The 13,530-nt window shown below is 70.0% G+C and carries 13 protein-coding genes; 2 read left to right on the plus strand and 11 right to left on the minus strand.

Translation table 11 applies throughout. From position 1 onward, the window contains the following. Positions 1–85 precede the first annotated feature (85 nt). Both IGS68_RS17125 and IGS68_RS17130 read right to left on the minus strand, forming a co-directional pair. Positions 86–1,306 carry an acetylserotonin O-methyltransferase gene (locus tag IGS68_RS17125; RefSeq protein WP_247880936.1) on the minus strand — a complete coding sequence of 407 codons (1,221 nt, stop codon included), beginning with the start codon at positions 1,304–1,306 and terminating at the stop codon, positions 86–88. Next, positions 1,303–2,172 (minus strand): polyprenyl synthetase family protein, encoded by an 870-nt coding sequence (locus tag IGS68_RS17130; RefSeq protein WP_201071681.1) that lies wholly within the window; start codon positions 2,170–2,172, stop codon positions 1,303–1,305. Before IGS68_RS17130 ends, IGS68_RS17125 begins: the two co-directional genes overlap by 4 nt. Positions 2,173–2,297: 125 nt before the next feature. Here IGS68_RS17130 and crtD point away from each other — a divergent pair, with 125 nt between their 5' ends. Then, positions 2,298–3,854, plus strand: coding sequence for a 1-hydroxycarotenoid 3,4-desaturase CrtD (crtD, locus tag IGS68_RS17135; protein WP_201071684.1), 1,557 nt, complete (start codon positions 2,298–2,300; stop codon positions 3,852–3,854). 26 nt (positions 3,855–3,880) lie between these two features. After that, on the plus strand, positions 3,881–4,720 hold the full coding sequence (locus IGS68_RS17140) for a carotenoid 1,2-hydratase (RefSeq protein WP_247880937.1): 840 nt from the start codon (positions 3,881–3,883) through the stop codon (positions 4,718–4,720). A 155-nt stretch (positions 4,721–4,875) separates the two neighbouring features. Here the strand turns inward: IGS68_RS17140 and IGS68_RS17145 are convergent, their stop codons facing one another. The 9 genes from IGS68_RS17145 to IGS68_RS17185 all read right to left on the minus strand — a co-directional run bounded on the left by IGS68_RS17145 (position 4,876) and on the right by IGS68_RS17185 (position 13,529). Beyond that, entirely contained in the window at positions 4,876–5,049 is a 174-nt protein-coding gene (locus tag IGS68_RS17145; RefSeq protein ID WP_201071687.1) for a hypothetical protein, read from the minus strand. Between the two features lie 235 nt (positions 5,050–5,284). Then, the gene (locus IGS68_RS17150; RefSeq protein WP_201071689.1) at positions 5,285–6,334 is read right to left on the minus strand and encodes a phytoene/squalene synthase family protein; all 1,050 of its coding nucleotides are present in this window, start codon (positions 6,332–6,334) and stop codon (positions 5,285–5,287) included. Next, a complete protein-coding gene (locus IGS68_RS17155; protein ID WP_247880938.1) occupies positions 6,315–7,817 on the minus strand; it encodes a phytoene desaturase in 1,503 nt (500 codons plus the stop codon). The genes IGS68_RS17150 and IGS68_RS17155 overlap by 20 nt, the downstream gene beginning before the upstream one ends. Before the next feature lie 139 nt (positions 7,818–7,956). Next, complete coding sequence (locus IGS68_RS17160; RefSeq protein ID WP_201071695.1) at positions 7,957–9,300, minus strand: PQQ-dependent sugar dehydrogenase; 1,344 nt, start codon at positions 9,298–9,300, stop codon at positions 7,957–7,959. Beyond that, positions 9,297–9,725, minus strand: coding sequence for a DUF2231 domain-containing protein (locus tag IGS68_RS17165; RefSeq protein ID WP_201071698.1), 429 nt, complete (start codon positions 9,723–9,725; stop codon positions 9,297–9,299). The genes IGS68_RS17160 and IGS68_RS17165 overlap by 4 nt, the downstream gene beginning before the upstream one ends. A 219-nt stretch (positions 9,726–9,944) precedes the next feature. After that, on the minus strand, positions 9,945–11,135 hold the full coding sequence (locus tag IGS68_RS17170) for an MFS transporter (protein ID WP_201071701.1): 1,191 nt from the start codon (positions 11,133–11,135) through the stop codon (positions 9,945–9,947). Between the two features lie 188 nt (positions 11,136–11,323). After that, the gene (locus IGS68_RS17175) at positions 11,324–11,545 is read right to left on the minus strand and encodes a hypothetical protein (RefSeq protein ID WP_201071703.1); all 222 of its coding nucleotides are present in this window, start codon (positions 11,543–11,545) and stop codon (positions 11,324–11,326) included. A 9-nt stretch (positions 11,546–11,554) separates the two neighbouring features. Beyond that, positions 11,555–12,598, minus strand: a complete 1,044-nt coding sequence (locus IGS68_RS17180) for a Nal1-like putative serine protease (protein ID WP_201071706.1) — start codon at positions 12,596–12,598, stop codon at positions 11,555–11,557. 34 nt (positions 12,599–12,632) lie between these two features. Then, the gene (locus IGS68_RS17185) at positions 12,633–13,529 is read right to left on the minus strand and encodes an alpha/beta fold hydrolase (protein ID WP_201071709.1); all 897 of its coding nucleotides are present in this window, start codon (positions 13,527–13,529) and stop codon (positions 12,633–12,635) included. Position 13,530: the final 1 nt, after the last annotated feature.

The following is a 13,530-nucleotide window of genomic DNA, read 5'->3' on the forward strand; positions in this document are numbered from 1 at the left end:
CAAAGGGCATCGTTGCGGCACGCTGGGTGCCATTGGTTAATTGTCAGTTTATCTTGACAGTATAGAACGTCAATAAAAACTTACGTCAATCCTGCGGACGGGCAGTAATGACGCCGGTCAGCAGCGGCATCGCCGTCGCATGCCTTTGGACGCCGCCGAACCCGGCGCGGCGCAGCAGGGCGGTGATCTCGCCCGCGGTCCGGGCATGCCCCCGGCCCATGGCGAGCAGGTAGAAGCCGAAATAGGCGTCGCCGACCGGCTCGGCCCCGGCGACCTCCGCCATGGGTTCCGCGATCAGCAGGGTGCCGTCGGGGCCGAGCGCCTGCCGGGCCGCCCGAAGGATCGCCAGCGCCCCGGCGTCGTCATGGTCGTGGAGCACCCGGACCAGCGAGAGCACGTCCGCTCCCGACGGAAGGGGATCGGACAGGAAGTCGCCGCCCACCGCGGATGCCCGCAGGTCGAGTCCGTCGGAGCGGAACCGCTCCCTCGCCCGCTGCGCCACGGCCGGCAGATCGAACAGGACGGCCTGCAGCTTGGGGAACCGGGATGCCGCGGCGCTCACGAAGGCACCCTCGCCGCCGCCCACATCCATCAGGCAGCGGTGACGGTCCAGGGGATAGGCCGCGAGCACTTCCTCCGCGATCAAAGGCTGCGAGGCGGCCATCAGGGCGCTGTAGGCCGCCACCTGGGGTCCGGTCAGGTCGGCCGGCCGCTCGGCCCCGGCATAGGGCCAATAACCGGACAGCTCCGTCCGGCGGCACTCGCCGCGCAGCAGCGCGACCGGATCCCGCAGGTCGTCGTAGAGCATCGCATGGTGCTCCACCATGGCGGTCAGGCCGGGATTGCCGACCAGCGCCGAGCCCAGCGGGCCGAGGCCGAAACGGTCCTCGCCGCGCCGGGCCAGCAGGCGGAGCGAGACCGCGGCGCGCAGCAGCCGCTCCGCCGCCTCGTCCTCCATGCCCAGCCGGCGCGAGACCTCGTGCGCGGTCATCGACCGCTGCGCCAGGATGTCGAACAGGCGGAGCCGGACGCAGGCCAGCAGCACCTGGGAATAGACGAAGCCGGCGCACAGGTCGAACAGGTCCCGGCTGCGCCGGCGGGCGATCGGGCGGGTCAGCGGAAAGGCCGCGGCCCAGTGGCGGAAGCGGGGGCTGGCCATCAGCCGGTCGCGCGCCGACCACAGCCGATCCATCCAGACGTCGACGCGGGGCAAGCCCCAGCCGATCTGGGCCAGGCCGACCCGCGGCGTACAGACCTGCGAAAGCCGGCGGGCGTGGCCGGCGTGATGCATGTCGCTCTGGCTCATGCTGCAACCCTCACCAGTTCCTTGGGCAGGAAGCGCTGGGCCTCCAGACGGATCAGCGCCCGAAGCTCGGCGGCGCCGGGACAGCGCGGGATCGACTCGGCGGCCTCCCCGATCAGCAGGTCGAGGCGGTCGAGGGCGCCGTCGATGCCCAGTTCGCGCGCGGCGCTCATCCGGCCGAGGGCGGCGTCGCGCCCGACCGGCTTGCCCAGCTCGTCGGGATCGCCGGCGACATCGCGGATATCGTCCGCGACCTGGAACGCCTCGCCGATCTTCTCGCCGAGGCAGCGCCAGGGCGCCGACTCGACGCCCGCCGCCGCCGCGCCGCCGACCGTCGCCGCAGCAAACAGCGCGCCGGTCTTGGCCCTGTGGTAGCGGGCGAGGTCGACCCGCGGCTCGCTCTCCCACGCCTGCCCCGCCACGATGCCGAACGGCATGCCGACCGAGCGGCCGACGCAGAGCAGCAGCGTCGCCAGCCGCTCGGGACAGGCCGCGGCGTGGCGCGCCAGCGTCTCGAACGCCAGCACGATCAGGGCGTCGCCGGCCAGCACCGCCAGGGGTTCGCCGAAGGCGCGGTGGACGGAAGGCTTGCCGCGCCGGACCGGCGCGTCGTCGAAGCAGGGCAGGTCGTCATGGACCAGCGACGCGCAGTGCAGAAGCTCGATCGAGGCCGCGGTCGCCGCGGCGGCCGAGAAGTCCTCCGCCCCGCAGGCCCGGGCCACCGCCAGGCACAGCCGGGGCCTGATCCGGGCGCCGCCGGGAAAGACGGCGTGCCGCATCGCCGCCGCCAGCCCGGGCGGGGCGCCCGCCCCTTCCGCCTCGCTCAAGGCTCCGTCCAGGGTCTGCTCGATCCGCATGACGACATCCATGGGCAACCTCCCGCCGCGCCTCGTTGTAATGGTAGATTGTCGCGCGTTACTGTCATATATTGTTGACACGAGCAGTAGTCAGGTTCAACGACATTCTTCACGCCAACCAGGAGGGATCGGGGACATTGTTCGGGAACCGCATCATCGTGGTCGGCGCGGGCGTCGGCGGCCTGACCGCAGCCCTGACGCTGGCGAGCCGGGGCATGGACGTGACGGTCCTGGAAAAGGCGGACCATCCCGGCGGCAAGATGCGGGAAGTCGCGGTCGGCGGCACCCGCCTGGACGCGGGTCCGACGGTCTTCACCCTGCCCCGCATCTTCGAGGAGATCTTCGCCGACGCCGGTGACGACCTGCATCGGCACGTCACGCTGAAGCCGGCGGAGATCCTGGCGCGGCATGCCTGGACCGACGGTTCGCGGCTGGACCTGTTCGCCGATCCGGAACGGTCGGCCGACGCGATCCGCGCCTTCGCCGGCCGGCGCGAGGCCGAAGGTTTCCGCCGCTTCCAGGCCGAGGCCCGGCGCACCTGGCGCACGCTCCAGGACTCCTTCGTCCGCAGCGCGGAGCCCAGCGTGAAGGGCCTCGTGGGATCGGCAGGATTGCGGGGCCTGGGCGACCTCTGGCGCATCCGGCCGTTCGACACCCTGTGGAAGGCGCTGGGCGACTATTTCCACGATCCGCGCCTGCGCCAACTGTTCGGCCGCTACGCGACATATTGCGGCTCCTCCCCTTTCCTGGCACCCGCCACCCTGATGCTGGTGGCCCATGTGGAGCAGGAGGGGGTCTGGCTGGTCGAAGGCGGCATGGCCCGCCTTGCCGAAGCCCTCGCGCGCCTCGCCGGGCGGCACGGCGCCGTCTTCCGCCATGGCGCCGAGGTCAGGAGGATCGACGCGGCCGGCGGCCGGGCTTCCGGCGTCACGCTCGCCACGGGCGAGCGCATCGAGGCGGATGCCATCGTCGTCAACGCCGATTCGGGCGCGCTGTCCGGCGGGCTGCTGGGGCCGGCCGCCGTTCGGGCCGTCCCGCCCGCCCATGCGGCGCAGCGGTCGCTATCGGCCGTGACCTGGAGCCTCCTCGCGGAAGCCGCGGACTTCCCGCTGGCGCGGCACACGGTCTTCTTCTCCGACGACTACGCCGCCGAATTCGACGACATCTTCGGCCGCTCCCGCCTGCCCCGGTCGCCCACCGTCTATGTCTGCGCCCAGGACCGGGATGCCGGAACCGGCGCCCCGCCCGGCCGCCCCGAGCGCCTGTTCTGCCTGGTCAACGCCCCGCCGACCGGCGACATCCACCCCTTCGACCCGACGGAGATCGAGCAATGCGCGAACAGCACATTCGGCATCCTGGAACGCTGCGGCCTGCGCCTCCGGACGACGCCGGAGCATACCGTGGTGACGACGCCCCGGGATTGGGAGCGGCTGTTCCCGGCGACGGGGGGAGCCCTCTACGGCCCGGCGTCGCACGGCTGGAAGGCCTCGTTCAGCCGCCCGACGGCGCGCAGCCGCATGCCCGGCCTCTACCTGGCGGGCGGCAGCATCCATCCGGGGCCGGGGGTGCCGATGGTGGCCCTGTCGGGTCGGATGGCGGCGCTGGCGGTGCTGCGCGACCTGGGTTCGCGACGCTCCGCTTCGACCGTCCGGTCACCCGCGACGGCTATGCCTGGTGGTACGTCGACGCGCTGAGCGACGACGGCAAGCACGGCCTGACGGTGATCGCCTTCATCGGCAGCGTGTTCTCGCCCTACTACGCCCTGGCGCGCCGCTTCGGCCGGGGTGATCCGCTGAACCATTGCTCGGTCAACGTCGTGCTGACGGGAGCGGGCGGCAACCGCTGGTGCATGACCGAGCGGGGCCGCAACCGGCTGGATCGCGACCAGCGCTCGCTCTCGATCGGGCCGAGTTCGCTGGACTGGGACGGGACGGCGCTGACGATCCGCATAGACGAGACCACCATGCCGGTGCCCAGCCGGGTCAGCGGGACCATCCGCGTCCACGCCCATGCCTTGACGGAGCGTTCCTTCACCCTGGACGCCGCCGGCCGGCACCGCTGGTGGCCGATCTCCCCCCGCTCCCGGGTGGAGGTGGAGCTGGACCGGCCCGGCCTGCGCTGGCGCGGTACCGGCTACTTCGACACCAACGCGGGCGACGAGGCGCTGGAGGACGCCTTCAGCCAATGGGACTGGTGCCGGGCCGACCTGGGGAACGGAGCCGCCATCCTCTACAACGTGGACCGCCGCGCCGCGCCGCCGCTGGCGCTGTCCCTGCGGATCGCTCCCGACGGCGCCGTGGAGATGGGCGACCCGCTGCCGCCGGCCCGGCTCCCGCCGACGACGTGGTGGCGCATTCCCCGCGCTACCCGCGCCGACCCGGACCACAGGGTGACGGTCCGGGAAACCCTGGTGGACGCGCCGTTCTATGCCCGCTCGGTCCTGGAGACCAGCATCGGGTCCCGGCCGGCGACGGCGGTCCACGAGAGCCTGTCGCTCGACCGGTTCCGGATGCCGTGGGTCCAGGCGCTGCTGCCCTTCCGGATGCCGCGCCGGCCCTGACGCTTGATGAGCCTTGAGTACCGACCGTCGGCGCCGACTAGGGATACCGGGGTCAGACCACCATTTCCCTTGGGGGGTTGAGACTCCGGAGAGCTTTGGGAAATGGTGGTCTGACCCCGGTATCCCGGCTCCGGATGCCGCGCCGCCCGTGAGGCTCAGGGGCGCCGATCCTCGCCCGGCATGCGGACATTGCTGCCGGGTCCGTCCTCGCCCAGTTTCTGCTGCTTTCGTTTGGTCCTAACGAACTGATAAACCACGACTATAAGAACAATGACCAATGTCATGCCGGCGAGGGCCCAGATCAGGCCGCCATCGCTGCCGTCTTCCATTTCCCATCTCCTCAGGTTTGTCTGAATGGCAATGGCCTGGAAACCGAAGGCACGGTTGGTTGGTTCCGAGTCCTTAGGCTCATAACGATTCATCGCGATGGTTTCGCTTGGGCCTTTTGCCGTCCTCCTCCGATGCCCGGCTCACGGATCTGATCTGGTAGATCGCCCAGCCGAGGACGCCGCCGAAGACCAGAAGCATCTCCACCAGGGCGAACCATCCCGAGGACACCGCCGGTCAGCCCTGGCGCTTCAGCGCCACGCGCTGGCCGCGTTCCAGCCGCTCGAACAGCAGGAGCAGCCACACCACCGGATCGTCCCGGACCTCCTCGCGCGCCACCGTGGCGGCCACGGCCTCGACCAGGAAGCGGGACTCCTCGACGCTCCGGAGTCCGCCGCCTTCTCCGGTGCCGGCCAGCGCGGCGGCCGAGGCCCGGGCCAGCAGCAGCGCCTTGCGGCGGGCAGGAACCACGGCCCGCCGCGACACCGAGTCCCCGCCGGCCCGCTCCACCTCGCGGCCGATCTCGGCATAGAGGTGGCGGGCCGCCTGGATGCCGGGGCGGCAGGCGGGCGGCAGGCAGGCGATGCCGGAATCCGCGTGGCGGTAGAATTCGTCGGCCGCGGCCAGCAGGCGGCGGACCACGTCGCCCAGCGCCGGGCTGAACGCCGGATCGGCCAGCCAACCGTCGGGGTCGATGCCCGCCTCCCGCAGCCACTCCAGCGGCAGGTAGAGGCGGCCGGCCCGCGCGTCCTCGCCGACGTCGCGGGCGATGTTGGAAAGCTGCATCGCCATGCCCAGGTCGCAGGCGCGCGCCACCACGTCGCCGTCGCGCACGCCCATCAGCACGGCCATCATGGCGCCGACGGTCCCGGCGACCCGGGCGGCATAGGCGTTCAGCTCCCCGAGATCGGCATAGCGCCGGCCGGCCAGATCCCATTCGAACCCTTCGAACAGCGCTTCCGGCAGGGCGCGGGGTATGGCGAAGCGGTCCACCACGTCGGCGAAGGCCCTGTCCACCGCATGGTCCAGCGGGCGTCCCGCATAGGCCCGGTCCAGCCGCCGGCGCATCCGCTCCAGGGCGGCGTCGCCGTCCCCGGCGAGGTCGGCCGCGTCATCGGCGAGCCGGCAGAAGGCGTAGAGCGCGGAGGCCGGCTGCCGCACCCGGGACGGCAGCAGGAGCGAGGCGGCGTGGAAGGTCCGCGACGCGTTCCTCAGCATCCCGCGGCAGGCCGCGAAATCCTCCGCCGTGGCCGGCCGGCCCCTGGGACTAGGCCAGGACTGCCGCATGCGGCACCACCTTGTCCAGGATCCTTGCCGACGACAGCACGCCCGGCAGCCCCGCGCCGGGATGGGTCCCGGCCCCGACCAGGTACAGCCGCTCGATTTCCTCGCTCCTGTTGTGCGGGCGGAACCAGGCGCTCTGGGTCAGCACCGGCTCCAGCCCGAAGGCGGCGCCGCGCATCGAGAGCAGGCGGTCCTGGAAATCCTGGGGCGTCAGCATGCGGGACGTGACGATATGGTTCCCGAGGCCGGGCAGCAGGGTCTCGCCCAACCGCCGCTCGATCGCCCGGCGGTAGGTTTCCGCCGTCTCGTCCCAGCGGGTGCCGCTGTCCAGGTGGGGAACGGGGGACAGCACGTAGAAGGCGTCGCAGCCGTCGGGGGCGAGCGACGGGTCGGTCGCGGTCGGCCGGTGCAGGTAGAGGCTGAAGTCGGGCGCCAGCACCTTCCGCCGGAATATGTCGTCCAGCAGCTCGCGGTAGCGCGGGCCGAGCAGGATCGTATGGTGGGCGACATCCTCGTAGCGGCGGCGGGTGCCGAAATACCAGACGAACAGGCTCATGGAATAGCGGGCGCGGTCGATCCGCCGGTCGGTCCAGCGCCGACGGGCTTCCGGCTCGATCAGGTGGCGGTAGGTCCAGGCGCTGTCGGCGTTGGACACGACGATGTCGGCGGCGATCTCCTGCCCCGAGTCCAGCCGAACGCCGGTGGCCCGCCCGTCCCGCACGGTGATCCGGGCGACCTCCGCGTTGCAGCGGACCGCGCCGCCCTGCCCCTCGATCAGGCCGACCAGCCCGCGAACCAGCCGTCCCGTACCGCCCATGGCGAAGTGGACGCCCCAGCGCCGTTCCAGGAAGGCGATCAGGCTGTAGATGGAAGTGGTGGCGAAAGGATTGCCGCCGACCAGCAGCGGATGGAAGCTCAGCACGGTGCGGAGCCTGGGATCGCGCACGTGCCGGCAGACCAGGTCGTGGACCGAGCGGTGCCCCGCCAGCCGGACCAGATCGGGAAGCACCCGCGCCATGTCCGTCCAGCTGCTGAACGGCACGTCGCCCAACCGCTCGAAGCCGATCCTGAAGCGCGCCTCGCTGGCCTTCAGGAAACTTTCATAGCCCGCGACATCGGCGGGCGAGAATTTCGCGACCTCCGCCCGCATCGCCGCGTCGTCGCCCGAATACTCGAACACCGCGCCGTCGTCGAACCGGATCCGGTAGAACGGCGAGATCGCCCGCAGCTCCACGTCGTCGGCCAGCCGCTTGCCGCAGAGCTGCCACAGCTCTTCCAGCAGGAACGGCGCCGTGACGATGGTGGGACCGGCGTCGAAGGTGAACCCGTCCTGGCGGTAGACGTAAGCCCGCCCGCCCGGCGCGTCGAGCCGTTCCAGGACCGTCACCCTGTAGCCCCGGGCACCCAGCCGGACCGCGGCGGCCAACCCGCCGAAACCGCTGCCGATGACGACGGCGTGGGGTGGAACAGGAATGTCGCGTGTCATCTTGTTCATACGCCGAAGCGTAACACGAAGTTGACACTCTGGATAGGGCTCAGGTTCGGTCACGGATGATTGGCGCACGAGCCTGCGGCTCGGCGCCAACCTGACGATGCCGGTCATCCTCCACCGGCTAACAACTCGGTCATCCCTGCCTGTCTGCGCCATTGCCGCTCGGAGGCGCCTGGGCAGCGGGGGTTCGGTTCGAAGGGGTTACGCGCCAGATCGTGTTCGAGAGGTCGTCTGCGACGATCAGGGCGCCCTCCGGATCGACCGTGACGCCGACGGGCCGACCATAGGTCTTGCCGTCCTCGCCCAAGAACCCGGTCACGAACTCTGTCGGAGGACCGGCTGGGCGGCCGTCGCGGAACGGTACGAAGATCACCTTGTATCCACTGGGAACGCTTCGGTTCCAACTGCCATGTTCCCCGACAAACACCCCGTCGGTAAACTGGTCGCCCATCGCGGGAGTGGAGAAGGCCACGCCGAGCGCGGCGACATGCGATCCCAGGCTATAATCGGGCCGGATCGCCGAGGCGACCTTCTCGGGATCCTGCGGCCGGACGCGCGGATCCAGGTTCTGGCCCCAATAGCTGTAGGGCCAGCCGTAGAAGCCGTCTTCGCGAACCGACGTGAGGTAATCGGGAACAAGGTTCGGGCCAAGCTCGTCGCGTTCGTTCACCACCGCCCATAGCTCGCCCGATCCCGGCTGGATGGCGAGGGCGGTAGGATTGCGGAGGCCGGTGGCGTAGGGCTTGTGCGCTCCCGTCTGGGCATCCACTTGCCACACCATCGCGCGGTCAACCTCCGCAGCCATCCCACGTTCCGTGATGTTGCTGTTGGAGCCGATGCCGACGTAGAGGAAGCGTCCGTCAGGACTGGCGGTCAGCGCCTTCGTCCAGTGATGATTGATTTCGGATGGCAGGTCGGTGACCTTGTCCGGCGGTCCGTCGGCTCGGGTCTGCCCCTCACGGTAGGAGAACCGCACGAGGGCATCCTGATTGGCAACGTAAAGCTGATCGTTGACCAGCGCGAGGCCGTAGGGCGCGTTCAGATTGTCGGCAAAGACGGTGCGTTCTTCGTAGACGCCGTCGCCGTCGCCGTCCCGCAGCAAGGTCAAGCGATTGCCGCTCTCGACCGAAGTCGTTCCCCTGGCCTTGATGACGCCCGCGATGATGTCCTTCGGCCGGAGCGCCGGCGCCGAGCCGCCCCTCCCTTCGGCAACGAGGATATCGCCGTTGGGCAGGACGAGGGTCTGGCGCGGAATGCCGAGGTCGGTGGCGATGGGTGTGATGGTATAGCCTTCCGGCACGGCCGGTCGCCGATCGCCCCACTGTGCAGGATCGGCGATTTTCATGCTGGGAAGCAGCCCGCGTTGTTGCTCGGGGAGCTGCGGATTGGAGCCGTACTCCGGCGGGGCCGGATCGCCGTCGCAGGCGGTCAGCAGGGCCACGAGCGCCGTCGCGGCCAACAAGCTGGAATATCTCATTTCATCCCTCCCACGCGAAGGCTGGAGAAGCCAAGCCACGTCGCCAGAATGGCGAGCACGGTAACGATCGCCGAAAGGACGAGCCCTTCCGGCATCGTTGCCCAAGCGTCGCGCGCATGGACGAACGAGTTGATGAGGCCGAGACCGAAAGCGGCAAGCAGCAGGAGAAAGTAGATGAGAGGCCGCCCTCGGCGCCGGTCTGCGCGGATCAGATCGATGAAAGCCCAGAGGAGCGCGAAGCCGGTGAAGGCCACGCCCCCCGCGATCAGCCAGGAGGCGAAGTTGCTCCACTGGATCTGGTAAGTCGAGGTGTAGGCAATGTCGCTGAGCAGGCCACCCAGGAACAGCGGGATAGTGGCGGCGAGCAGCACCGCATGAAAGGGCTGAATCGCCCTTCCCGGTCTTTCATCGTAAGCAACAGCCACAGCGTCTTCTCCTTGCCCGACCAGGCTATGCGCCGATGCACCGAGCGAGATGCATCAGGGAAAGCCCGAATACGAGGCCAACAGAACCAGCGCCCGAAACACCTGCCGAACGTAGTGAAAAAACCAGAACGCACGAACCTTGGTTCCGGGGAGCCATCTGGCTTCGGCGTCGGCCTTCGGCCGAAGCCGACCTACGGCACCCAGGTTCGGGCGTGAAATTCAGGGCGGGCTCGGTTGGATGCGCTTCAGCCGCGCGCCGAACCACAGCGCCGCGGCGAGCGGCGGCGCGGCGGCGGCCAGGAACATGGCCAGGGGACCCTGAGCGGCTGCCAGCAGCCCCGCCAGCGCCGGACCCAGCACGCTGCCGGCCGCCATGCAGAGCAGCGCCGCCGTGAAGCCGAAGGTGCTGCGCCCTGGAAACAGCCGCACGCTCCAGAACGAGAACACCGCGCTCACCATCATGATCGATGCGCCGTGCAGCCCCGAGGCTGCGATCACCGCGATCCACATGGTCGGCGCGACCGCGATCAGGATGAGCGACAGCGCCGCTGCGGCGAAGATCAGGCAAAGCAGCGGCGCAAGCCCGATCCGGGCTTCGATCCGCCCGGTCGCGAGGCCGAGCACGCCGAACACCCCGTAGGCGAGAAAGATCACGACCGAGGCGACCTCGTCCGGAAGACCGGGCAGGCCGCCGGCCGCCACGACCCGGTCCGCCGCGAAGGACAGGAAGATCGCGTTCGTCATCCCGAAGCAGAGCGCCGCGCCGTACAGGGGAACGGCAGCGCGCCGGATGAGGTCGCCCGCCGCCATGCCGGGGGAACGCTCCGGGGCCGGCTTCCGGGCAGGCGGCAGCCCGACCCGCGCGATCGCCGCAAGGGCGAGCCCGCTGAGCGCGAAGCCGACCCAGGCTCCCCGCCAGTCCAGGGCCCCTTCCGTCACGGCGAGCGCGAGCCCGGCGGCGGCCGCGACCCCGAAGGTGGTTCCGGTCGAGACCACGGAAAGCGCGGTGGCGCGCACCTCGCTGGGGACCACGCGCTCGGCCGCGTCGTTGAACGGCGCCCAGCAGAGGCCCGCGCTGGTTCCGGCGAGGGCGATGCCCAGGGCCAGGATGCCGGAGGTCCCGGCCATCGCCACCGTCGCGAAACCGATGGACGCCGCCACGGCGCCCGTGGTGACCGCGACGCGCTCGCCAAATCGCCGGCCGATCCAGGCGCTTGCCGGAAGCGCCGCAAGGAAGGCCAGGAACCCCGCGCTGGCGATCATTCCGGCCATGGACGTGGAAAGCGCGAACTCTTCCCGGAAGGCAGGCAGGAAAAGGCCGAACCCCATGCGGGCCGGACCGAAGGCTACGGCCGTGGCGATCAAACCGGCGGTCGTCAGCCGGACGGTCGGTGTCAACAGGGTCCTCATGCGTTGCCGTCCTCCAGGGCTCCCGTCCCCCTCGCCACCCTGCGAGGACGGGGAGAAGACACGCGCTCCGCGCATGTTCTCCTTCCATGGCGATCGTGCATCGAGCGGAATCGTTTCAGCCCGGCACCGGCAATTTTCGCTGGATCTGTAGAATGCCCTTCGATCCGGAGGGCCGTGGAAGGGCGCCGCTACCGCGCCGCTGTCCTGCCCAGGACTTCGTAGACCACCGTCACGCCGTCGATGGCGTCGGGAAGCGATGCCTTCGGCACCGGCTCGCACAGGTTGACCTTCACGGCATAGGAGTCGCCGACCTTGGTGATGCCGACGCCGGTCACGGTCCCGCAGCGGCGGGCGGCTTCGCCCGCCTTCGGTTTCACCCGTCTGGCCTGGTCTATCGACACGTTCGACATGGTCTCAATTTAAGCAATAAGCTGTTCGACTGCCAGTTCCAAATTCAGACTTTCCATGACAAGGGTTAAATCATTGGCGTTGGTCACGCCCTTGCCGTTGCTTCCGCCATGGTCGCTGCCGGCGAACAGCAGCGCGCAGGCGTCGCCGTCGCGGTCGAGGATCAGGGCGCCGCTGTCGCCGCCGCTGCTGAACGCGCCGTCGCCCGCTCCCTCGATCTCGATCTGCCGGTCGAAGGTGATCTGCCCCTTGTCATAATCGACCACCACGTCGTCCAGCTCGATGGCGGTCACCACGCCGCGGGTCAGCCCGGTGGTCCGCCCGATCTTCACGACCTCGTCGCCCGGCTCCACCGACCGGCTTCGCAACCCGCGCAGCAGGCCGAAGCCGGTCACCGAACGGGGATCGAAGGGGACGCCTTCGGCCATCGCGGCGACCGCGGCGTCCACCAGGTTGGAACCCTCGGTCTTCATCGGGACGGTGCCGGCCAAGGTGCCGATCCGGTCCTTGAACCGCCGCCCGCCGTCGAACCGCCCGGGCTGGAGCACGGCGTCGCCCGCCTTGGCCAGGTCCTCGTTCGCCAGCACATGGTTGTTGCTCAGCAGGACGGTCCGCCCGGTCTCCCGATGCCTGAAGAATCCGCCCAGGCTGCCGGCGGTGACGGCATGGTGGCCGACCGAGCAGCCGATCAGCAGCGGTCTCTGGCGCAGGCGGAACCAGGGCGGCATCGGGCCATGGACGGCGGAATCGGCCGTGGTCCGCTTGGCGATGCGCCCGACATAGCGGATATCCACCTCGCTGTGCGCCGCGGATTCGAGCCGGCGCCGCAGGTCGCCGTCATCCTCGAAGGTGCGGCGCTGGAGACGGACCGCGAGACGGTACTGGTCCGGGCCGGGTCCCCGGGCGATGCCGAGGGCGACACCCCTCTCCGGCTTCACCGCCCGCCGGATCGGGCCGGCGGCCAGCCCGAAACTGCGCGCCTCCCGCGCCTCCCTCAGCAGCGGACCCAGGATGTCCGCGGAAACCTCGGCCTTCAACGCCCTTACCGAACTCAACTCCAATCCATCACCCCATCTTCGTCCATCGCCGTCATCCGTGGCCAAGAAAGTCCAGGTAAGCGGACAGGAACTCGTCCGGCCGCTCGAAATGGACCAGCGCCCCGGCGTCGAACGGCTGGGGCCGCCAGTTCGGCTTGTCCTTCAGCCAATCCACGCCGCTGAAATCCTTGAAGTCCCCGCGCGTGCCGTGGGGCATCCAGACCGGCACCGACAGCCGAGCATAGAGGTCACGCACGTCGCGGCTGAACAGCCGGCCCGACAGGAAGGCGAAGGGCGCGAAGCGGGCGCCGGGCTGGTGCGCGGTGAGGTAGTCGTAATCGACCATGCCGTCGTCGATGTCCTTGGAACCCCAGGTCCGCTCCAGGAAGTACCGGATGCTCCGCCGGCTGACCAGCAGGTCGTAGAGCTTCGGCCCCCACAGCGGGAAGCTGACGAACCGGTAGACCCCCGGCACCTCGCGCGAGGCCTTCGTCCGGACCCCGCCATGAGCCTTGGTGGATCCCTTGCTGAAGCCGGTCGGCGTGACGAAGGCGAGCGTGCGGACGCGCTCCGGCCGCTCCACGGCGGCGCGGGCCAGGAACTCGGACGAGAGCGACAGCGCCAGCGCGTCGATCGGTCCGGGTCCCGCGTCCTCCGCGATCACGTCCAGCATGTCGTGGACCGCGTCGGTGAACAGCCGGATGTCGTAGTAGCGGTCCGACCGGTCGGAATGCCCGTAGCCCGGCAGGTCCACGGCATAGACGCGGCGATGCGCAGCCATGCGCTCGTAGACCGGCTTCACCTCGTAGGCGGAGGCCGCGGCGTTGATGCTGTGGACCAGCAGCAGCGGCGGACCATCTCCAGCCACATAGTAGGCCAGACGCCCCGCGCGCCGGCTGGTCTCCCGCAGGTCGCCGCCGAGCGCGGGAGGAAGGATTGGGGCGCGCATC

It is taken from the genome of Skermanella sp. TT6 (genome assembly GCF_016653635.2).
Lineage (GTDB): Bacteria > Pseudomonadota > Alphaproteobacteria > Azospirillales > Azospirillaceae > Skermanella > Skermanella cutis.

Bases quoted from the DNA above. Each gene is read 5' to 3' on its own strand.
- IGS68_RS17125 (WP_247880936.1), bottom strand. From the start codon at position 1,306: ATGAGCCAGAGCGACATGCATCACGCCGGCCACGCCCGCCGGCTTTCG.
- IGS68_RS17130 (WP_201071681.1), bottom strand. From the start codon at position 2,172: ATGGATGTCGTCATGCGGATCGAGCAGACCCTGGACGGAGCCTTGAGC.
- IGS68_RS17145 (WP_201071687.1), bottom strand. From the start codon at position 5,049: ATGGAAGACGGCAGCGATGGCGGCCTGATCTGGGCCCTCGCCGGCATG.
- IGS68_RS17150 (WP_201071689.1), bottom strand. From the start codon at position 6,334: ATGCGGCAGTCCTGGCCTAGTCCCAGGGGCCGGCCGGCCACGGCGGAG.
- IGS68_RS17155 (WP_247880938.1), bottom strand. From the start codon at position 7,817: ATGACACGCGACATTCCTGTTCCACCCCACGCCGTCGTCATCGGCAGC.
- IGS68_RS17160 (WP_201071695.1), bottom strand. From the start codon at position 9,300: ATGAGATATTCCAGCTTGTTGGCCGCGACGGCGCTCGTGGCCCTGCTG.
- IGS68_RS17170 (WP_201071701.1), bottom strand. From the start codon at position 11,135: ATGAGGACCCTGTTGACACCGACCGTCCGGCTGACGACCGCCGGTTTG.
- IGS68_RS17175 (WP_201071703.1), bottom strand. From the start codon at position 11,545: ATGTCGAACGTGTCGATAGACCAGGCCAGACGGGTGAAACCGAAGGCG.
- IGS68_RS17185 (WP_201071709.1), bottom strand. From the start codon at position 13,529: ATGCGCGCCCCAATCCTTCCTCCCGCGCTCGGCGGCGACCTGCGGGAG.